This is a genomic window from Candidatus Binatus sp. (assembly GCF_030646925.1).
Taxonomy (GTDB): domain Bacteria; phylum Desulfobacterota; class Binatia; order Binatales; family Binataceae; genus Binatus.
In genome coordinates this window covers 65,049-86,004 of record NZ_JAUSKL010000029.1, presented here as the reverse complement: position 1 = coordinate 86,004, position 20,956 = coordinate 65,049, and the positions used below count along the sequence as shown (strand labels likewise).

The window sequence follows — 20,956 nt, the reverse complement described above, 5'->3', positions numbered from 1 at the left end:
AAGTATCACGCGTGTGCGGACGCCGCGGCGGTACGAACAGCATCGTGCGCGATTCGATCGCTATTGCGCGACGGGGCTGGCCGTCGGAAACCGCCGCACGTATTGCAGAAAGCGGGCGAGGGCGCGATCGGCGTCGATTAGCAGGCCGTCGTGGAAGCGAATCGTTTGCATGATCGGCTCGTCTTCCTGGATGAGCCGCCGAAAAAACGCCTCGCCGATAGCAAGCCGATTCTCGCGCTCTTCCGCGGTTCCCTCGTTCTTTGGCGTCGCGGTGACGGACCATCCGTGCGTTCGTCCGTCGGGCGTCGGCGTCCCGGTTGCCATCGAGAGGATGCCCATACCGCTCAAGCGGCCCGCGAGCGCGATCGTATTAGTTCCCGTGACGCGGATGCGCTGATCGAAAATGCCAAAGGTTGGATCTTCGAAGCGGACGTCGTACTGGATGCGGTAGTCGCCGACGTGGATCGCGTCGGGGTCGCATTCGATTTTCAGTCCGTGCAGCACGCGCAGATGCTGAAAGTCCATCGAATTGGTGAATGGCACCCATGGCTCGACTGGTAGATCGAATGCTTCGGCTGTGCGGATGTCGAGGTCGGCTTCCTCGTAGCCGACAAATTCGGGAACGTCGAAAAGCGGTTTGCTTCCGTTGAAGGCCCAAATCAGACCCCACTTCTCGGCGGTGGGAAATTTGAAGATCCTGGCGGCTTTCGGAATTTTCTCGGCAGCCGGAATTTTCGTGCATGCGCCGTCGGCGCCATATTGCCAATGATGAAACGCGCATTGAATGTCGTTGCCTATAACCTTGCCGAGGCTCAAATCGGCCCCCAAATGGCGGCAGTAGGCGTTCATCACGCACGCCCGGCCATCTTCGCCGCGAAAAACAATCGCCCGTCCCTCCAGGAAATCGCGTCCGATCACGCTGCCGGCGCTGACTTCGTCCGAGCGCGCGATCGCGTACCACGATTGGTGGAATCCGCCGCCCGATTTGTTTTGCGGCTTCGCGGCGCGCGCTTTGCGCTTCGATCTTACTGCGGTCGTCGATGCCATCCTCGAATCCTCCAGCGATCAACCGTCTGCGATCGGGCCGCGATCACGCGTCGAAAGGCCGATCGAAGTTCGCGAGTTGCACGAAGAACAGTTCGCAGTCCTCGACCGTTTCGATGGGCCGGCCCGCGTCGGACGGATCGACGCGGAACGCCGCGTGCTTGTCGAGCAACTCACCCGAAGTTACGTCGCGAATCGCGCCTCGGAGCACGAACAGCAACTCGGGCGATCGATGCCGATCGATCAAATGACGCGAACCCTTCGTCGAGCGGATCATCCCGATCGCGACGCCGCGTTCGCCGAATGTGCCGAGATGCTTGATCTCGAAGCCAGGCTCGCGAGTCGGAATCCAGCGGAAATTTTCCGGATGGAATATCACCGGCTCGTCATAGCGCGGCGATGGATACTCGACTTCGCGTCCATTGACGTATTCCCAGATCGCCTCATAGCCGTCCTTGCGGACTTTCCTGCCGTCCGCAGTATCGCGAGTAAAGACGCCGCCATCGAATTGACCAAGGTCGCACAACCGCTCATAGCCGTCATGCAATTGCTGATAGCTCATGAAACCGTAGCCGCCCGATCCGCCCATCTGAAGCAGCAGCACCGTTGATTGGCTGGTGTCGGCTTGCGGGCCGTAATAGGCGCCCTCGGGGAAATATCCGGCAGTGCCGGCCTTCAAATCCTTGCCCGGCGCATAGTTCATCGCGCCTTCGATACAGTAGCGCACCTGATCGAAGTTATGGCGATGACGCGGCGTGAAGTAATCGCCCGCGGTGCGCACGATACTCAGTTCGAAGTTGTCCTGAGCGCCGGGCGCGCCCTGCAACAGGCGCTTGAAATCGATCCCACCTGAGCGATGGCCCGAGACGGCGCCAAACTCGATTTCGTCGGCATGAATCGTTTGCATGGATGCGGATTAGCGCGCGGCGATACGAATCGTCAAGTGAGGGCGATACAAGCGCGGGCCGTTGCCGCGTCGATTGATGCCATTCGATCGGCGCGATCAGTCGTAGGAGGATTTTTTCCAGATGCCCCGCTGATGCATCAGCGCGATCTGTTTATCGATCACCTCGCGGCGATATTCCTGATGCTTCATCGGCGCGCGCTCGAGGTAAAGGTTTTTTGGATAGATTGGATCCTTGTACAAAAGCCCGTATAGCTCGGTGCGCAGATCCTTCAGCCAGTTGTCCCACTGCGCATGGTCGCGATGATACCGCATCGCCTCGATGTCGATAACGCCGGCAACATAGGTCGATACTCCGCCGTAGTCTTGGCGGCCCACGATGCGTCCGCGATAGTCGATGATAAATGAGCGTCCGCCGAACGTATCGATGGGGATCTCGCTCTCCGCGTCGAGATAGTAAGTGCCCATGTTGGGCGCGACGACGTACATATTGTTGTCGAGCGCGCGCGCACGGCTTTGAATTTCGAATAGCTCGTTGCCCGTCGCAGGATGCGGGTACGATCCGCGATAGACTACTTCGGCGCCATTAAGCGCGAGTGCGCGCGCATTCTCGGGATACGAACCCTCATTCGCCATCATGATTCCCAGCCGCCCAATCTCGGTGTCGGCCACCGGCCAGAATGCATCCAGCGTCATGCCGTACTTCTCGATCCACCAATCAAGGATGTCGTGCGGGCATACTGAGTGTTCCACAGGGAACAACGGTGAGACTTTGTAGTGCTTAAGGATGACCTCGCCGCGCGGATCGAGGATGAACCCTACGTTGAAGAAGCGATCCGGCCAATCGGGATGATGAGCCTTGGCTTGCGCCATGATGAACGTATCGTATTGTCGCGCGATTGCGCCCAGCGCGTCAGTTTCGGGACCAGGTATGTCGATAGCGCATTCGCGCGCAAACGATGCATGATCAAGGTCGAGTACTTCATCGTTGAAGCCTTGCAACGCGCCTTCGGGCAGCGCGATCAGCCGCACCGGCAGGTCCAGGCTGGATAGCCACGCCGCCGCCTTTACCATGTGCTTGATGTGATCGAGGTTGGCGGCGATGTCGGCGCGCATTCGTATCCCGCGTACTGTCGGAATCAGTCCGACCGCGGTGTAAGGTCTTATCATCTTTGCTCCCACGCCCCGGCGTTCATGCGGGATTGCGATCGACTTTAGGAAGATCGGCCAAGGCTGCCTGAATTGCTTCGTCAGGATAGGAAGTATCCTCGAGCTCGCCCGCGAAAAATCGATCGTACGCAGCCATGTCGAAATGGCCGTGACCCGACAACGTGAAATAGATAGTCTTTGGCTGGCCGATGCGCTTGCATTCGAGCGCTTCGTCGATCGCGACGCGAATCGCGTGATTGCTTTCAGGCGCTGGAATGATTCCTTCGGCGCGCGCGAAGGTGATGCCGGCTTCGAAAGTTGTGCGCTGCGAAACTGCGACAGCTTCGATCAATCCTTCATGATAGAGCTGCGAGACCAGCGGCGAATCGCCGTGATAGCGGAGCCCGCCCGCGTGAATCGACGGCGGAATGAAGTTGCGTCCCAGCGTGTACATCAGCATCAGAGGAGTGAGGCCCTCAGTATCACCCGAATCGTAGGCATAGTGCCCGCGCGTCAAGGTCGGGCATGACTCGGGCTCGACCGCGACCAGGCGCACTTGCTTGCCCGCGGCCTTATCGGCGAAAAACGGAAAAGCGGTGCCGCCGAAGTTGGAGCCTCCGCCGCAGCACGCGATGATCACGTCGGGATAGTCGCCGACTTTTTCGAACTGCTTTTTCGTCTCGAGCCCAATCACAGTCTGATGAAGCAGTACATGATTGAGCACCGAGCCGAGCGCGTAGTTGGTATCGCTGCGCGACGCCGCCTCTTCGACAGCTTCCGAAATAGCGATACCGAGCGAGCCCGGCGACTCAGGGTCCGAATCGAGAATCCTTCTTCCTGAGCGCGTTTCGCTGCTCGGACTCGCGATTACTTCGCCGCCCCACGTCTCCATCATCGAGCGCCGAAACGGCTTCTGGTCGTAGCTCACTCGTACCATGAAAATGCGCACTTCGATGCCGAACATCTGGCCTGCCATCGCGAGCGCGCAGCCCCATTGGCCGGCTCCCGTCTCGGTAGTAAGCCGCCGAACCCCGGCCATGTGATTGAAGTAAGCTTGCGCAACGGCTGTGTTCGGCTTGTGCGAACCGGCGGGGCTCACGCCTTCATACTTGTAGTAGATGCGAGCAGGAGTATCGAGCGCCGCCTCGAGCCGTAGCGCGCGGTAAAGTGGAGTGGGGCGCCACTGCCGATAGATATCGCGCACTGGCTCGGGAATCGGAATCCAGCGCTCTCGCGAGACTTCCTGTTCGATGATCGCGGCCGGAAAAATGGCCGCTAGCGCGTCAGGTCCGATCGGCTTGCCGTCGGGACCAAGCGGCGGCGCCGGCGAGTTCGGCATGTCCGCGACCACGTTGTACCAGTGGCGCGGTATATCAGACTCATCAAGTGTAGTTTTGACTTGTGGCATCGGATTTAGCCTCTGCGCGATGCTCGCGGTGTGGCTCTCAACTCCTTCGATTATTCGCTACGGCTCGCATAATCCATCGTGCGAGTTCCCGTTTCAAGGGTGTCGCCGGTTCTCAGCTTGTCGGATGCGGCCTAAGAAGCGTTCCTCGCTAGACAACTATTTAGCCTGATGAGTTGCGCTGTAGCAGCTATACTGATAGCGATAGTCTGGTCAGGAGCAAAGGTCGAAACTGTCAACGCGCCTAAGAGCGCACTTGCAGCGTAACTGGACGCTGCCTAGCAACAACCCACCGGTCGAAGGAGCGAAACTTGGATATATCGAAAATCGTCGCTGAATTGAAATCCGAAAGAGATCGGCTCAGTAGCGCAATCGCCGCACTTGAAGGCGCCACCGCCGGACCTGCGATGAAGAAGGCCGCGGTTGTTCGCACCGCGCCCGCTGCTCGCAAAGGACGACGCGGTCGCCTTACTCCTGAAGGACGAAGGCGACTGTCAGAAGCAATGAAGCGCCGATGGGCTGAGCGCAAGCGCAAGGCTTAAAGCGCGTTAGCTGAACAGGATCACGGGTGCCTGCTGCGGTAGGCACCCTCTCTCCGCGGATAGCTACAATCCGCCCGGCGGCTAGATGCCGACGACCATCTGTGCGTTGTCGATACGCAGTTCGGCGCCGTTGATAAATCTCGATTCGTCTGAAACCAGAAACAGCACCAGGTTTGCGACGTCCTGCGGATCGCAGAAGCGCGACGCCGGATCGTTTTCGATTCGCAGGCGATCGACATCGTTGCCTAGATACGCGAGCGTCATCGGCGTCAGGATGCCTCGGGATGAATCGAGTTACATCGAATTCTATAGCCGTTGAGACGGCAATGAACTGCGACGCTGCGAGTCAGCGCCGCCACCGATCCTTTGGCTCCGCTGTAAGCGCAAACCATCGGAATACCTGTAAGCGCGGCGACCGACGACATATTCACGATCGAACCTCCGCCGCTCTGCTTCATAGCTGCGATCGCGTACTTGCAGCCGAGAAAATAGCCATCCGCATTGATGCGATGAACCTTGCGCCAATCTTCAAGCGAGGTGTCTTCGATCGATCCCATCATGAGGATAGCCGCGTTGTTGACCAGCGCGTCCAGCCGGCCGAAGCGATCGATAGTCGCCTTCATCGCAAGCTTCCAATCGTCCTCGGACGAGATGTCATGATGCACGAAGATCGCCGATTCGCCGATTTCGCCGGTAACCTCGCGCCCGCCTTGCTCATTGATGTCGGTCAACACCACGCGCGCGCCTTCGCGCGCCAGCAATCGCGCATCTTCGCGGCCAACTCCACTAGCTGCGCCTGTGACGATGACAACTTTGCCTGCGACGCGATCCATATTCCGTATTCCTTGTTTTGAAGTTACTTCGAGATTCGAGTCAGGCCGTGGCCCGAGCTTGCGAAGCATTGCGGAGTGCCGTCTTCGACGCCGACTTGCCCGCGCGGCGGCCCGACCAGATGCAATCGGCGAGTGCGAGGCCGCTCACGTAATGGTTGGATGCGATCCCGACCGCCGCGCGTCCGGCGGCATACAATCCAGGTACGCAATCGGCGCTAGCCTGCTTGACCGCGCCAGTCGCTTCATCGATACGAAGTCCGCCAAGCGTAATTACCGGACATGGAAAGATCCTGCTGCCGGCTGAGATGTTCACCGCGTAGAACGGCGGCGCCTCGAGCGCCTGGCGCATCGCGGACGATTTGCCCATCGCGTCGTCACCGCCGCGCGCGCCCGAGTTGTAAGCGTCGCAGCTCAGGCGCATCAGATTTGCATCCGCGCCGATCTTTCTCGCCAGGTCTTCGATCGTACGACCGCGCTTCGCGGTTAGCATCAGCATGATCGCAGGCATACTTTGAAACGCCCAAAGACCGCCGAACAGCGCCTCGCGAATCGCCTCGCGGCGCAGGTGTGAATCGATCACCAGCCACGCCTTGCCGCCATGATGCTCGCACATTTCGTGGCCGAGCAGCGCGCCGTAAACTTCCTCGTTGCAAAAGCGACTGCCGCGCGAATCGACGACGATACCCCGCGCCCACGCCAGCGGCGGATTGATGAAGCGCCACGCCGAGATGCGCTCCAGGTGCGCAACGTCGCCGCCGACGGATTGGCCGAGGCGGATTCCGCTGCCGTCGCATCCCGAAGTCCCGAGACGGAAATTGCGCAGATAACCGGGCGCGTGCCGTGAAACCATCGCGCGATTGAAAATAAATCCTCCAGTCGTGAGCACGACGCCGCCGCGCGTGCGGACCATGATCGGGCGCGCGTGCGTGAGTTCCAACGCGAGCGCGCGACGCCGCACCAGATCGGAGAGACTCGCCGCAGTGTAGTTGAGTCGCTCGGCCCATCGACTGAGCCGTCGATGCCGACGCGCGACGCTGGCGCCAGGAGGAAGTTGCCAAACTTCGGCGCCGAGTACCGCGCCGCTGCTCGAATCGACGACCAGTCTCCGCACCGCGGATTGAGTCATCACCTTGACGCCGGCCGTATCGACTGCGGCTCGCATCGCCTTGAACATCGCCGAGCCCGACAGGCCGGCGCCTTTCACGCGATGCCCGCGCGGAGCGGGCGGATGCTCGCCCGCGAATTGCGGCACGGCTTCGTTGCCCGAGAAATACAGATAGTAGCCGTCGGGCGGATACGAAGTTTTCTTCGGCGGAACCGTCGAATCGAATTCGATGCCGAGCGATTCGAGCCACGAAATCATCGCAGCGCTTTGCGCGCAGAAATCGCGCAGCGTCGATTCGCCGACGGCGTCGCCAACTTCGCGCCGCAGATATTCGTACATCGCGTCGGGGGTGTCGTTGAATCCCGCGCGATTCTGGTATCGCGTGCCGCCGCCCGCATACACGACGCCGCCGCTCCTCGCGCTCGCACCGCCGCCGCCGAATCGATCCGCGACGATCACGCTCGCGCCGCGATGCGCCGCTTCGATCGACGCGGACGCACCGGCCGCGCCGAATCCGACCACGAGCACGTCGCAATCCGAGTTCCAGCGAATCGGATCGGCACCCTCGGCGAGAATCGGTTTGTCGATCGGCAGGACGCCCGATGCCGACGCGTCGATCGCAACCTCGCTCGCCGATGGATTCTGGCTCACGGCTATTCCACGACGGTCGGCGAATAGCTCGGCGGATCGCCCATAAATCCGCGGCCCGACGGTGGCTCGAAGCCGTTCAAATCCTTGACGCCGTAGTGCTGCGCGAGTTCGGCCGCGTTGTCGCGAGTGCTGCGGCCGGTGACGTAAACGGTCGCGCCCGCCGCGCCCAGCGCCTGTGCGATTCCTTTGCCGACGGCGCGGCTCGCGCCGGTGACCAGACACACTCGCCCTTTGAGCATCGTCGAACTCCTGTGATGACGCAGCTTCGATATGTCGATCGTTATTGTCGGTCAAACTCCCGCGAGGTGATGCGCCGCGACGTATCCGAACGTCATCGCAGGACCGATCGTCGAGCCCGCGCCGGGATAGCTCGGCCCCATCACCGCCGCCGACGTGTTGCCGATCGCGTAGAGGCCGGGAATCGGCTGGCCGTCCTCGCGCAACACGCGCGCATGTTCGTCGGTGAGCAGGCCGCCCTTCGTGCCGATATCGCCCGCATCGATCCTGAGCGCATAGAAAGGCGGCTTCGCGATCGGCGCGAGACACGGATTCGGCTTCACGTTCGAGTCGCCGTAGTAGCGATCGAAAGTGTTGGCGCCTTTGCCGAAATCGCGATCGATTCCGGTCGCCGCATACGAGTTCATCAAGCGAATAGTCTCCGCGAGCCCTGCCCGATCGATACCGATTCGATTCGCCAGCGCTTCGAGTGAATCGTCTTTGAAATAAACTTTGTCGGCCCAATCCTTCGGCAGCGACGAATCCGATTGCACCATCCCGGGCAGCAGCGGACCGCAGGGATACTTGCGTCGAAAGTCCGCGTCGAAAATCATCCACGCCGGCAGGTTCGCGCCGCTCGCCTGATGGTCGGCGTACATCGCGGTCACGATATCCGAATAGGGCGCGGCTTCATCGACGAAACGCCGCCCCAGCTTGTTGACCATCACGCATCCGGGCAGCGCCCGCTCGACGAACAGCGCGCGGCGTTTTTCCTTGCCCGGAACGAATACGGTGGGCGCCCACCACGCCATGTCCATCAGCGCGAGTTGCGCGCCGACCCGCTGGCCCGCGCGGATCGCATCGCCAGTGTTGGATTCCGGCGTCGTGGTCCATTCGGCGCTGGTCGGATGCGGCAAGTATTGATCGCGCATCGCCTGGTTGTGCTCGAATCCGCCCGCGCCAAGGATCACCCCGCGATTCGCCGCGATTCGAATCGGCTTACCTGCTCGATTCGCGATCACGCCGGTTACGCGCCGTCCATCACTAACAACGGTGTCGAGCGCGGTGCCGAGCCACAGTGCGATCCCGCGATCCATCATCGAGCGCCGGAGCGCGCCGACCAGCGCGTTGCCGAGCGTGAGACGGCGATCGCGCCTGGTGCGCCTGCGCCAGCGAACGTCGAGCCAATACTTGGCGAATCGCTTGACGACCAGCATCATCCAGCCGCGTTCCTTCGCGAGGATCGAATGCGCTTCTCCCGCCGTCATCCCGACCCGCCCCGCGATCAGCGTGCCCGGCGAGGGCGCGCGCAACCGATCGAACTCCTCGCCGAGTTGCGCGGCGTCGAATGGCAATGGATCCATCGTGCGGCAGCCGGGCTTCGCGCCGGGAAGTTCGGGGTAGTAATCGGAATAACCGGGCATCGCGCGGTAACGCATCCGCGTTTTTTCTTCGAGGTAACGAACCATCTGCGGCGCATGGTCGAGATACGCGCGGAGCCGCGCCTCGCTGACCATTCCGCGCGTTGCGGCCCTCAGATAGTTCATCGCGTCGTCGTAACTGTCGGCGCCGCCTGCCGCATCGATCTGATGATTGCACGGCACCCACACGGCACCGCCGGAAATCGCCGTCGTGCCGCCGTACACGTCGGCCTTTTCGATCACCACGACCGATTGCCCGAGGTCGTGCGCGCAGATCGCGGAAATCATCGCGCCGGCGCCTGAGCCGACGACGACGACATCGAAGCGATGATCCCACTCGCCGTCGATTCGTGCCGACGTTCCGACGATGTCGCTCATATGAACAAATCCGAGTTCTGCATTCCGAGCAGCACCCCGCCGTAATTGCGGCCGAAGCGATCGGGATTGTTGGCGTAGTGCGCGCGCGCGGCGTGGATATCGGCGAAGAAGCGCGCGATTGGATTGCCCTGAAAAATTCCCGACGCGCCGCACGAGTGAAGCAGGCGCGCGACATGCTTGGCGCATCGTTCGGCGCAGAGCGCGGACTGGTAGCGAAAATGGATGCGCGCTTCGATCTCCAGCGGATGCCCGCGCTCGAGCGTCGCGAGCATCGAATCGAAGCTGCGATACAGTTCGAGTTTCATATCGTCGATCGCGAGCGCGGTGTTGGCCGCCGCGAGCTGCGCGGCCGGATCCTGCGACGTGCTCGAAAAATCATTTGAGCTGATTCGCGTCGATCCGAAAGCGCGAAACGCGTCGAGCGCGCCTTGCAGCGCGCCGATCGACGCCGCCGAAACTGCGCGCACGAAAACCTGGCCGAAAGGCAATCGATAGAGCGGCGCGGAATTGTCCGCGAGCCCCGGGCTGGTGCCGGTGAAGCCGTCGCGCGCGCTGTGGGTGCGATACTCCGGCACGAACGCATTCTCGACGACGACGTCCTTGCTGCCGGTGCCCTTGAGGCCGATCACGTGCCACGTATCGATCACTTTGAAATCCGCGCGCGGCACCAGGAAAGTGCGGTAGTCGGGCGAGCCGGGAGTGCTGCCCTCGGGCATCACGATTCCGCCGAGGAACGCCCACTCCGCGTGATCGACGCCGCTCGAAAATCCCCATCGGCCGCTGAGCTCGAATCCGCCGGCGACGCGTTTCACCTGGCCCTTGGGCATGTACGACGACGAGATGAGCACCGAGTCGTCGCGGCGCCACACGTCGTCAGCCGCGCGCGCGTCGAACAGCGCGATTTGCCAGTTGTGCACGCCCATCACGCCGAAGACCCAGCCGCTCGAGGCGCATCCTTCGGCGAGCGTCATCTGCACTTCGTAAAAAACGTTGGGATCGAGTTCGAAGCCGCCGTGGCGTTTCGGCTGCAAGATTCGGAAGAACCCGGCTTTGCGGAAATCGTCGATCGTCTCGGCCGGGATGCGCCGTTCCGAATCGGCGCGCGCGGCGCGCTCGGCGAGTATCGGCGCCATCGCACGCGCGCTTGCGACCAGCGATTTTTCGGCTTCGGTCCTGGCTCGGACTTCGCGCTGCATTTGGAATCCCCCGATTTTCTTCAGGCGAAGCTATCTTCGCGCGCCAATGTTTCCATCACCAGGGCGGAGCTTCATCGTCCGAAAAGACTATGAAGACCCGGCGCGGCGTCAGCCAAGCCAAATCACGCTGCTGAGCAGCGTGCGCACCAGCGTTGTCTGGCGCGTGATGCCGATCTTCGAAAAGATCGATCGCAGATGAGCGCGCGCGGTGTTCTTGCGGATGCCGAGTTGCCCGGCCGCATCTTCAAGCGTCAACCCGTTCGCGAGCGCGATCGCCAGCGACGCTTCCGCCGCCGTCAGATCGAACAGCCGGCGCACCATCTCGACCGACGCTTCCGAGCGGCGCTCCGGATCGCGGATGAACACGGCGACCGACGGCCGGCGCTGTCCCTCGGACCATTCGCCCGGCGGATTGCTCCGAATCAGCACGCCGAGTTTGCCGCGCCCCGACGGACGCGTGATCGACATCGCCTCGATAATCGCGGGCGAGTCCGCGCGGTTGCCGCCAAGCGCCTGCTTGATCAGACGCTGCAGTTCGCGATTTTCTCCCGCGCCCACGGCCTGCATCGCGCCGGTGACTTCGCGGATGCCATCGCCGGCGCGGACCATCTCGCGCGCGATGTCGTTGGTCTTCAAAATCGCGCCGCGCTCGTCGAGGATGATCGTGCCGACCAGCATCCGATCGACCGTGCCGGCCAGCAGCTTGCGCTCCGACTCGATCAGGTCGAGCTGCGAATGAATCTGCACGGCGCGCTTCAGATGCGGCAGCAGCGCGGTGCAAATCGCCTTGTCAGTTGCGCTGAAATTCACTTCGGCGTGCGAACGCGCGACGCGAAAGCGGCACTCGACGCCGTCGTCGGTGTGGATGTCGGCGCCGAGCGCGTGCAGCACATCCACTGGCCTCAGAAACTGCTGATAGATTTCGCTGTCGCGCCACCTTCGACCGAGCAGTTCCTCCGCCGTCACGACGTGGTCAGTCGGCAATCCGACGAAGACATCGAATGCGTAGTAATAGTTGCTGTAATCGGCTTCGCGCTCGACCGGGCGATCGCCCGAAGCGTTGACCATCAGGCCGGAGCGATTGCTCGACGGCGGCCGCAGGATCAGCGTGACGTAGTTCGCGCGCAGCAGCCGGCGAATCGATTCAAGCGCACTCTTGAACGGTACCGACTCGAGCGGCCCCTGGTAGATCAGTCCGACCAGTTCGCTGAACTCGGCGAGCGAGAGCGGCATCGACGCGCGGCGATGCGATTTGCTTCGCGCCTTTGGCCCGGTCCGAGATTTTGCGATTCGGTTGATAGGTCAGCGTATAGCACAAATCCAGTTAGCCCGGATTCAAGCTCTACGCGAGATAAAACTCTATCGCTCGAACACGTGATGAAGCGGCGGCGCCGTGCTAAGACCGCCGGGATTCAGCTCGAACACGCGATGCTCGCGCGCGGCGGCGGGAACCTCGCCGTCATCCTGGTAGAACTGCTGATACCATCGGCGCAGATGATAGATGGGTCCATCGCCTTCGCAGAGAAGGGGATTGTCGATGCGCACCTTGTTGTCCCAGATCGCGACGTCCTGGTAGAAGCCCTGCTGCGTGAACTTGATGTAGGTTCGCGCCATCTCCTGGTTCTGCTCTTCGCCGAGCCCGGGAATTTTGCGCACCAGCATCCCGAACCGCAGATCGAAACTGTTCAGCGAGATCGGCACGTGGCAGTTGAGCAGAATCGAATCGATCGTGAAGCCGCCCATCTCGCCCTTCATCTCGGTGATTTGATAAGCGGGTCCGTAGTAAGTCGCATAGGTCAGCAAGCCGCCTTCCATCGCGAGCTGCGAACTCTTGCCGAGCATCACCTGCGTCGCCTTGTGCCCCTCGAAAATATTGGCGAAGTATTCGACCGGCACGCCGTGAACCGAAATGAAATGCGCCATGTCCGAGACATTGTCGATCAGCTCGCGGCAATTGGTGTTGATCGTCCACTTCTCCATCACCCAATCGTTCCAATCGTCAGAGTAGCACGCGTCGATGCGCGGGATGTCGAGTTCCGCAGACGGCGATTTGCCCGCCGGATCGTGCCACACGAACAGCAGGTGATTCTGTTCGCAGGTCGGCCACGACTTGACGCGCGCGGTCGGTGGAATCGTTATCGAATATGGAATCGAGTTGCAGATGCCGTCGCAACCCCAGCTCCAATTGTGAAAAGGGCAGACGAGCGAATTGTTGCGCACGACGCCGTGGCTCAAGTCGGCGCCCATGTGCGGACAGTGTGCATCGAGCACATGAAAGCGCGCGTCGTCGCCGCGGTACGCGACGAGTCGCGTGCCGAATGCATTGACGGTGTGGGGCTGGCCGTCGCTGAACTCGGACGCAAGACCAAGGCAATGCCAGCCGCGCGCGTAACGATTAGCGATCGGCTGGGCTTCGATAGTTCGCATTGACGGCATAGCTTTCACCCCTTGCGCGAGTGCTCCGATTTTCACGCCCGCGCGGCCGCGCCGCATCGTCCCTTTGGACGATAGATGGCAACTACTGCGCCCCGGCCTCTCATCTTGCTACTCGCGCGCGCATCGGGAAGATTGCTAACGGGTTGGTCGAATTGCAAGGAGGAGTCGCGATATGGGAGCACCTTCAGCTAACGATTCAATTGTGATGCTGGCGCTGGGCGATTCGGTGATGTGGGGGCAGGGCCATCTGCCGCATAACAAGTTCCACCAGTTGGTGTGCGACCAGTTGCGCTATCAGGACGACTACCAGGGGATCACTCCGGTGATGCGCGCGCATTCGGGCGCGATCATCGGCGCCCGCACCGATCGCCAATGGACCGCGAAGAACGGCGAGATACCGATCTCGGGCCCGTCCATCCTGACTCAATGCCGCCAGTACGACGACGATCCCGATGCAGTGCGGGTGGTGCTGCTCGATGGCGGTATCAACGACGTAACGGTCGGCAAGATCATCGATCCTTCGACTTCGAGCACAGAACTTCGGGAACTCATCGATGACTTCTGCTACACCGACATGCTGCAACTGCTCGGCGAAGTCGCCGCGAAGTTTTCGAATCCCAAGTGCCGCATCATCCTCACCGGCTACTATCAGATACTTAGCCGCCGCAGCGATCTGACTAACGCGATCAGATACCTGGTCACTCGAGGCGTGGCCAATGCTGTAAGTCTGCTTGCTTCGACCAGGGGCCTCAGCGATGCGACCGACAACTGCCGGCAATTTCACCTGGAATCGGATCAGGCCTACGCCAATGCCGTTGCGGAAGCGAACAAGACTGCGGGCGGCCGCATCACGTTCGTCGCATCGGGATTCACCGACGCCGATGCGCTTTTCCAGCACGACTCGCTGCTCTGGGGACTGACCAATCTGCAGCCGCAGGATCCGCTCGAAGATTATCGCGACGAAGTCTGCCCCAATTTTTTTCGCGACAGCCAGCTCGATTGCCTGAAATGCCGCTTCGCGTCGGTGGGGCATCCCAACGGATCGGGCGCGATCAAATTCTACCAGGCGATCATGAACGTGTTTCCGTAGTCGCCGCGCGTTCTCGACAGAGTTCTACAGATTTGCGATCACGGCCCGCGCGAATTCCAACGTCTTCGCGGTGCCGTCCTGATCGGGCGTGAGCACGCGGCCCTCGGCGTAAACTTGGCGCACCGCGGAATCGAGCCGCGCGGACGCTTTGTCGAAGCCGAGGTACTCGAGCATCATCGCCGCGGAAAGCATCGTCGCCGACGGATTGATGATGCCCATGCCCGTGATGTCCGGCGCGGTGCCGTGCACCGACTCGAAGTATGCGTACTGCTCGCCGTAGCATCCGCTGGGCGCGAGCCCGAGACCGCCGATCGTTCCCGCCGCGGCATCGGAGAGGATGTCGCCGTAGAGATTCGGCGCGACGACCACGTCGAGCTCGTGCGGCGATTGCACCAGCCGGCGCGCGAAATCATCGACGATGAACTGCTCGTATTTGATCTCGGGATATTTTGTGGCGGTCTCTTCGACGATCCTGCGAAACAGGCCGTCGGACTCGCGCAGCATGTTGTACTTCGAGGTGCAGGTGAGCTTGCCCTTGCCGCCGGCCCGCTTGCGCCGCATCGTTAGCTGGCAGGCGAATTCGGCGACCCGGCGCGTGGCGCGTTCGGTGATCACTTTGATCGCGTAGATACCGCGTTCGGAAGTATCGAGCGGTGCGCGCAGAATCTTGCTGAAGAGGTTCAGCGGCGCGAGATTGGCGAGCGGACCTTCGAGGCCGAGATAGAGGTCCTCGAGGTTTTCGCGCACGATTACGTAGTCGATCCCGTCGGGATTCGCGAGCGGGCTGCGGAAGCCCTTCGAGTAGCGCGCCGGCCTGACGTTGGCGAACGTCTGCTTGCCCCAGCGGAGATAGGTGATCCCGCCGGTCTTGCCCGAGGTCGAGCCGAACAGCGTCGTGTCCGACGCGTCGATCTCTTTGCGGGCGAGCGCTTCGGTTTCGCCGCGCACCCATTTCTCGCCGGGCGGAAACTCGAGGTAGTCGATCGGCAGCTCGAGCGCGCGCAGCGCGTCCATTGTGGCGGCCATCGCCTCGGGCGCGGAATCGTCGCCGGGCAGAACTACGACACGTTTGTTCGCCATTGCTTTATTTTCCGATCGTGCGCGATCTTCCGGTTATGTCGCGCGGTACCGATCTTCGCGACCTTCAGCCGCCGTAATTCCAGCCGGTCTCCTTCATCGTGAGCGACTCCGCGGCGCGCTTTACGTGGGCCTGCGTGACTTCGCCCACCACCACGCTGTGATCGCCGAGTTCGTAGAAGCCGACGACCTTGCATTCGACCGACGCGGGCGCATCGCTGATGATCGGCGCGCCGTTGGCGCCAAGCCCGAACGCGATACTGCCGAATTTTCCGTCCTTGGGTTCGACGTGACGGAAGAAAAATCCCGCGATCGATTTTTGCCCTGACTCCAGAATCGAAAGCGCGAAGACTTTCGAATCCTTCACCAGCGCGTGCGAGCCCGAATCCTTCTTGATTCCCACCATTACCAGCGGCGGGACGAAGCTCGCCTGGGTCACCCAATTGACGGTGGCGGCGGTGGCGATGCTGCCGTGCGCCGCGCCGAGCACGAACAGTCCGTAGGGAATCATCAGGAGTGCTTCCTTTTTTGCCTTTTCATCCATGAGCGATAGTCTCCGTCGCGTTTTTCTGCGGCCCGCATCCGCGAGCCTGATGTTCCGATCTTCGAGCCCGATCGATACCGCGCCGCGACTGGCCGAGATAGCGTCTCCCCAGCGTTCGCCGCGCAGGATACAATCATTATTCAGAGACTGCACCGATGGCGCTTATCAAGTCAAAGACAGCGAAGATCAAAGCTCTGCACGAAGTCGGCCGCTACGCGATCGGCGTTCAATGGGTCGATGGCCACGACAGCATATTTCCGCTGGAAAATTTGCGCCGCCAATGTCCATGCGACGCATGCAAAGGCATCGTTGCCGGCGAGATTCCGGCTGCGGCGCAGCGGCTAAAGCAATTTTCGCGACTCGGCGAAGCGGCGGTGTTTCTCGGCTGGGCCGATGAACATGAGACGATTCTCACGATGCGCCAATTGCGCGACGCGTGCCGATGCGCCTACTGCGTCGGCGAGCCGGAGCGTCCAATCACCGGCGGCTAACGCGAAGCGGTATCTGAGTGGGGCGACGATGCGAGCGATGAAAAAAACGATCGCGATGCTCATCGCGGCGACGGCGATTGTCGCGGCCGCATCGATCGCGGCGGATGCGCAAGGAATCGGGGGCGGCGGAGTCGGAACGGGCGGAGTCGGCGCGGGCGGTTTCGGCGCGGGAGGAGCGCCAATCGGCGGCATCCCCGGCGTCGCGCCCAACAATCTGGTCATTACGAATCGGCCCGGCCCCCAACAACGATTCCGCCAGATCACGCTCGCCGGCCGTATCCCGACCGACCCTGCGAAAACGGTCGCTGGCGCGAAAATCGTGCGCCTTTCGGTGAATGGAGAAATCGTTCCGATGACGCTGGATACGGAATCGAGCAGCGCGGAACTGCTATTCGATCCCGACTTCGATTATGGCCGCCAGCTTTACGAGGCGATCCTGACCAAGCCGGTCACGGTGATCGGTGACGAGCGACTCCGCAGCGAAATTTCTGAGGCTGCGTCGTCACCTCCGGCGAACGCGCGAGTGCTGAAAATCGACGGCTTCGTGTTCGATCGATTAAGCCCGTACATGGTGGTGCGCTCCGTCGAAGACGCGAACTGAGGGCCGGTTCCCAAGGACGAGGAGTCGATAGCCAGGTCCGCTATCGGTGTCATCCCGAGCCGCAGCCCTGAGCGAAGTCGAACGGGAGCATATCGACGAAGGAAGCCGGATCCGGGATTTCTCACTGCGTTCGAAATGACGGAAGGCGTTCGATTACCGTGCGTCGCGCACCGTGGCGGCGGCTATTCAGACCGTGGCTGTGGCGCCGGGGGCTTCTCGCTGTGCTTTGACACCGAGCCGCGGCCGGTCTGGCCGCCGTTCAGTGCGGTGAGGTTGGTCCTTGCGATCGCCAGGTTGGCGTCGTACTTCAACGCTTTCTCGAAGGCTTCTTCGGCTTCATCGAACCGATGCGAATCGTTCAAAGCGAGGCCCTTGGCATTGTACAGGCGCGCATTCTCGGGCTCCTTGATCAGGCCGGCATTGGCAGCCATCAGGGCGTCTGCGGACTGTCCCATCCGCAGGTACACGTCGGCGAGTTCGAGGAAATTCGGCGCCGACGGATTGATCTTGGTCGCCTGCAGATACATGTCCACCGCGGTGGGTCCGTCGTGCAGCAATCCATAGCAGAAGCCGAGGTCAACGTAGGCGGAGTCGTTGCGCGGGTCGACCCGGATCGCCTGATGCAGCTTGTCGATCGCCTGATGCACCAGCTTGGTGTCGGTGGGCCGGGCAGCGCCGGCCTGCTTGATGATGCGCTCGGCCTCGTTGACGATCGCGTCGGACGCGACGCGATTCTGCGAGGCGGCGTAACTCGATGAAGCGACTGCGGCCACGGCGGCAAGCGCGACGATGATCGCGAGCATCCCGCTCGAACGACGCGACGCGACTCGCCGCGGCGGAATCGGTTCGATCTCGCCTGGGTCCAGGTCGGTCCGATCGAGGCGCTTGCCGAAGAGTTCGAAGATCGCGGGCAGCACGAGCAGCGTCGCGATCAAAATGAAGACGACGCCGATGCTCAAGACCCATCCGAGGCTCGAAATCCCGCGATGGGTCGCGGGAATCAGCGCGGCGAAGCCGGCGATCGTCGTGAGCGAGGCGAGGGTAACCGACTTGCCGACCGACTTGTCGAGAATCAAGTCGGACTTATCGCGCTCTTCGCGCCAGCGGTACACCATGTTCACGCCGTTATCGACTCCCGTCCCGATGATAATAGGCACGGCGAATAAATTGGCAAGATTGAACTCCCATCCGAGCAGGCCCATCGTCTCGAGCAGCCACGCGCCGCCGAAAATCAGCGGCACCGTCGCGAGCGCGGTGTCGCGCAAATTTCTGAAATCGGCGAACACGAAGATGAACACCGCAAGCAGCGCGAGGACGGCGGCGCGCTCGTAGCCGCGGCGCATCACGGTGGCGATCGCGTAGGTCTGCACCGGCGGTCCCGTCACGTCGGGCTCGACGCCGCGCAGCGCAGTCACGAAGCGATGGAGCGGCGCGTCGTCCCAGATGTCGCCCTTGGGATAAATCTGGACGAGGTAGCGGCCGGTTTTCCCGATGAATCGATCGCGCAATACAGGCGCAAGGTTGGCCTGAGTGACTTCCTTCGGCGAGAGGCTCCGCTTGAACTCGGACAGCTTCGCGGCGAGGCCGGTCGCCATCGCTTTTTCATAATCGGCGAAGGCGTTGGGATTCGCGTGCAGGCGCGCGATCGAGTCGTCAAGTAGATCGACGGTCCGCTCGATCGAGCCGGACGGATCGGAGCCCTTGGCGCTGCCCAATTTGAATCGAAGCGACTCGAGTTCGTGCGTCAGCATCGCCGGGTCGCCGGGATGGGAGAGAGCGTTTACTTTGATCGGCTCGAGGTCGGGTCGCAGCGAGTAAAGGATCGCGCTCTTCTCGGGCTGTTGGTCGGGGATGTAGCTCGCGATCGTTTCGGCGTCGGAAACTTCGGGCAGCTTGCGGAACGACGCGGCCTTGCGCTCCGCTTCGACGCGCGAGGGCGCCAGCGCGACGGCGAACCACGACGAGCGGCCCGAATCCTTCAGCAGCTTGCCCTCGAACTTGACCGCCTCGCTGCCTTCGGCCTGCAGCTTGAGCAAATTCTGATCGAAGCGAACGCGAATCGCGAAGATAGCCATCGCGAGCGTGATCGCGACGGCGCCGCCAACGATATACGCGGGGCGGCTGAAAACGCGCTTGAGAATCGAATCGCGGCGCACGAGTTTCAGGGCCGGTGGCGTCTTGACGATACGATTTCGATCGCGCAGCACGACCAGCGCCGGAAATACGAACATCGCGGAGAGCAGGCAGAAGAAAATTCCCGCGGCGGAAATCAGGCCCAGCTCGGCGATTCCGCGAAAATCCGAAAATATCGGCATCAGGAATGACAGCGCCATGATCGACGCCGACGCGACCACGCCGACGCCGGTATTGACGACGCCGAGCTCGACTGCGTCGGCCATCGTGCGGCCCGCTCTGCGCGCTTCGTCGTAGCGCGCCATCACGTGGATCGGAAAATTGATTCCGATACCTGCGAGCACGCTGGTGAAAACCGCCGAGAGCAGGTTCAGATGGCCGACGGCGAGCGTGGTGAAGCCGAACGACCATGCGACGCCGACGAGCAATGCGATGAGCGCGAAGGCCGGCTCGACGATTCCTCCGAACGGAATCACCAGCAGCAGGACGTTGCTCACGATCGCGATCACCGAGGCGAGCGCGATATCGTGCGCGGTGGAACTCTCCTCGCTGCGCGCCAGCGCGGGTCCGCCGGTCATGCCGGCTTCGACGTCGGGAAACTGCGCGCGGACTTCGTCCAGATCGCGCTGGATTACATCGACCGCGTCGGGGCCGTGCTCGACGCCGTCGCCGGGCGCAACCTGCATCAACAGGTACTTGCCGTTGTCGGAGGCGAGGTAGCCGTCGCGCAGCACGCTATTCTGATCGCCGATACTGCTGGTGAGGCGGTCCCACGGTAGCTGCATCCGCTTGCCGTCCGAGGCGACCATCCCGCTTAAGATTGCCTCGACGAAGCCTAAGTCGAGCTGGCGCGAATCGACGGCGGGCTTGGATGCATCCGCCTTCGAGCCGAGCAAGCCGCCGAGCATCTCGGACATCATCGCGCGGTTGGCCTCGTCGTTGATCAGCTTGAAGAGACTCGCGAGGTCGGGCGAGGCGGCATAGCCGGTGAGCAGTGCGCGATTGTCGCGAATGCGCGCTGCCAGTTCATTCAGTTCGGGCACGCTCATGTAGAGCAATTCGCCGCCGGAGAGCATCCCGCGATCGAACTGATAGAAGACGCTCCTCACGTTGGCGCGATCGGCGAGCAGGCGCGCGGCGAGCGTATCGGCGAAGAGTTCGGCGCGCGCCGGGCTCGGGGCAGCTTGCACCACGACGATCAATCCGTCGAGGTCGGGAAATTCGCTGGTGTAGTTGTGATAGTTGCGCGTGTCGGCGCTGCCACCGGAGACCAGGTCGTCCTGGCCGACGTGAAATTCGAGGCGCTCCTTGGTGTAGAGAATCGAGGCGGCCGCCAGCGCGAAGCACGTCAGCAGCACGAGCCACGGGCGCTCGACGTTCAGGCGCGCGAGCGCACGGAACATCCGGTAGCGCAAATTCAGACTGGAATTGGGTGCAGTCATTCAGTTAAGCAGTGCCGCGCACTCGCGGATCGGCGCTTCATAGGCAATGGTTCGAATCGCGGCTAAAAAGATTCCTGGGTTATCGCGTGACTCGCGCCGGAAGGCCCGTTCGGCAATCGCGTTCTTCGGACCCACAACCTCCGCTCAGATATCCTCAAGCTTCACCACCGCCCCTATCCGCTTCACCTGGATAGCCGATACTCGCGGCCGTCGGCGACGACAGACCAACATAGCAATATCACGCAGGCGGTGGAACGAGTTCGCGCGGCCAAGTTGTTTCGCTCGCGCGGCTGCGCCT

At 61.9% G+C, this 20,956-nt stretch carries 16 protein-coding genes and 1 pseudogene; 3 read left to right on the top strand and 14 right to left on the bottom strand.

Annotation, left to right across the window (positions count from 1 at the left end; genetic code table 11):
* Positions 1–60 precede the first annotated feature (60 nt).
* The 11 genes and pseudogenes from Q7S58_RS04400 to Q7S58_RS04345 all read right to left on the bottom strand — a co-directional run bounded on the left by Q7S58_RS04400 (position 61) and on the right by Q7S58_RS04345 (position 13,280).
* Positions 61–1,047 carry an aromatic ring-hydroxylating dioxygenase subunit alpha gene (locus Q7S58_RS04400; RefSeq protein WP_304821229.1) on the bottom strand — a complete coding sequence of 329 codons (987 nt, stop codon included), beginning with the start codon at positions 1,045–1,047 and terminating at the stop codon, positions 61–63.
* A 43-nt stretch (positions 1,048–1,090) separates the two neighbouring features.
* The gene (locus Q7S58_RS04395; RefSeq protein WP_304821227.1) at positions 1,091–1,951 is read right to left on the bottom strand and encodes a cupin domain-containing protein; all 861 of its coding nucleotides are present in this window, start codon (positions 1,949–1,951) and stop codon (positions 1,091–1,093) included.
* A gap of 96 nt (positions 1,952–2,047) precedes the next feature.
* Positions 2,048–3,118 (bottom strand): nitrilase-related carbon-nitrogen hydrolase, encoded by a 1,071-nt coding sequence (locus tag Q7S58_RS04390; protein WP_304821225.1) that lies wholly within the window; start codon positions 3,116–3,118, stop codon positions 2,048–2,050.
* A gap of 22 nt (positions 3,119–3,140) precedes the next feature.
* A complete protein-coding gene (locus tag Q7S58_RS04385) occupies positions 3,141–4,505 on the bottom strand; it encodes a TrpB-like pyridoxal phosphate-dependent enzyme (RefSeq protein WP_304821223.1) in 1,365 nt (454 codons plus the stop codon).
* Between the two features lie 620 nt (positions 4,506–5,125).
* Positions 5,126–5,877, bottom strand: a pseudogene (locus Q7S58_RS04375) (glucose 1-dehydrogenase).
* A 40-nt stretch (positions 5,878–5,917) separates the two neighbouring features.
* Complete coding sequence (locus tag Q7S58_RS04370; protein ID WP_304821216.1) at positions 5,918–7,633, bottom strand: FAD-binding protein; 1,716 nt, start codon at positions 7,631–7,633, stop codon at positions 5,918–5,920.
* Positions 7,634–7,635: 2 nt separating this feature from the next.
* Positions 7,636–7,872 (bottom strand): hypothetical protein, encoded by a 237-nt coding sequence (locus Q7S58_RS04365; RefSeq protein WP_304821214.1) that lies wholly within the window; start codon positions 7,870–7,872, stop codon positions 7,636–7,638.
* A gap of 51 nt (positions 7,873–7,923) precedes the next feature.
* The gene (locus Q7S58_RS04360; protein ID WP_304821212.1) at positions 7,924–9,648 is read right to left on the bottom strand and encodes an FAD-binding protein; all 1,725 of its coding nucleotides are present in this window, start codon (positions 9,646–9,648) and stop codon (positions 7,924–7,926) included.
* Entirely contained in the window at positions 9,645–10,844 is a 1,200-nt protein-coding gene (locus Q7S58_RS04355; protein WP_304821211.1) for a flavin-dependent monooxygenase, read from the bottom strand. Before Q7S58_RS04355 ends, Q7S58_RS04360 begins: the two co-directional genes overlap by 4 nt.
* Before the next feature lie 108 nt (positions 10,845–10,952).
* Complete coding sequence (locus Q7S58_RS04350; RefSeq protein ID WP_304821209.1) at positions 10,953–12,077, bottom strand: LuxR C-terminal-related transcriptional regulator; 1,125 nt, start codon at positions 12,075–12,077, stop codon at positions 10,953–10,955.
* 126 nt (positions 12,078–12,203) lie between these two features.
* Entirely contained in the window at positions 12,204–13,280 is a 1,077-nt protein-coding gene (locus tag Q7S58_RS04345) for a Rieske 2Fe-2S domain-containing protein (RefSeq protein ID WP_304821207.1), read from the bottom strand.
* Positions 13,281–13,452: 172 nt separating this feature from the next.
* Between Q7S58_RS04345 and Q7S58_RS04340 the strand changes: the two genes are divergently transcribed.
* A complete protein-coding gene (locus Q7S58_RS04340; RefSeq protein WP_304821205.1) occupies positions 13,453–14,370 on the top strand; it encodes an SGNH/GDSL hydrolase family protein in 918 nt (305 codons plus the stop codon).
* A 24-nt stretch (positions 14,371–14,394) separates the two neighbouring features.
* Here Q7S58_RS04340 and Q7S58_RS04335 read toward each other — a convergent pair whose 3' ends face one another.
* Positions 14,395–15,450 carry an isocitrate/isopropylmalate dehydrogenase family protein gene (locus Q7S58_RS04335; protein ID WP_304821202.1) on the bottom strand — a complete coding sequence of 352 codons (1,056 nt, stop codon included), beginning with the start codon at positions 15,448–15,450 and terminating at the stop codon, positions 14,395–14,397.
* A gap of 64 nt (positions 15,451–15,514) precedes the next feature.
* Entirely contained in the window at positions 15,515–15,991 is a 477-nt protein-coding gene (locus Q7S58_RS04330) for a flavin reductase family protein (protein WP_304821200.1), read from the bottom strand.
* Positions 15,992–16,146: 155 nt separating this feature from the next.
* Between Q7S58_RS04330 and Q7S58_RS04325 the strand changes: the two genes are divergently transcribed.
* Both Q7S58_RS04325 and Q7S58_RS04320 read left to right on the top strand, forming a co-directional pair.
* On the top strand, positions 16,147–16,482 hold the full coding sequence (locus Q7S58_RS04325; protein ID WP_304821198.1) for a gamma-butyrobetaine hydroxylase-like domain-containing protein: 336 nt from the start codon (positions 16,147–16,149) through the stop codon (positions 16,480–16,482).
* Between the two features lie 37 nt (positions 16,483–16,519).
* The gene (locus Q7S58_RS04320; RefSeq protein ID WP_304821196.1) at positions 16,520–17,083 is read left to right on the top strand and encodes a hypothetical protein; all 564 of its coding nucleotides are present in this window, start codon (positions 16,520–16,522) and stop codon (positions 17,081–17,083) included.
* A gap of 182 nt (positions 17,084–17,265) precedes the next feature.
* Here the strand turns inward: Q7S58_RS04320 and Q7S58_RS04315 are convergent, their stop codons facing one another.
* Complete coding sequence (locus Q7S58_RS04315; RefSeq protein WP_304821194.1) at positions 17,266–20,658, bottom strand: MMPL family transporter; 3,393 nt, start codon at positions 20,656–20,658, stop codon at positions 17,266–17,268.
* Positions 20,659–20,956 lie beyond the last annotated feature (298 nt).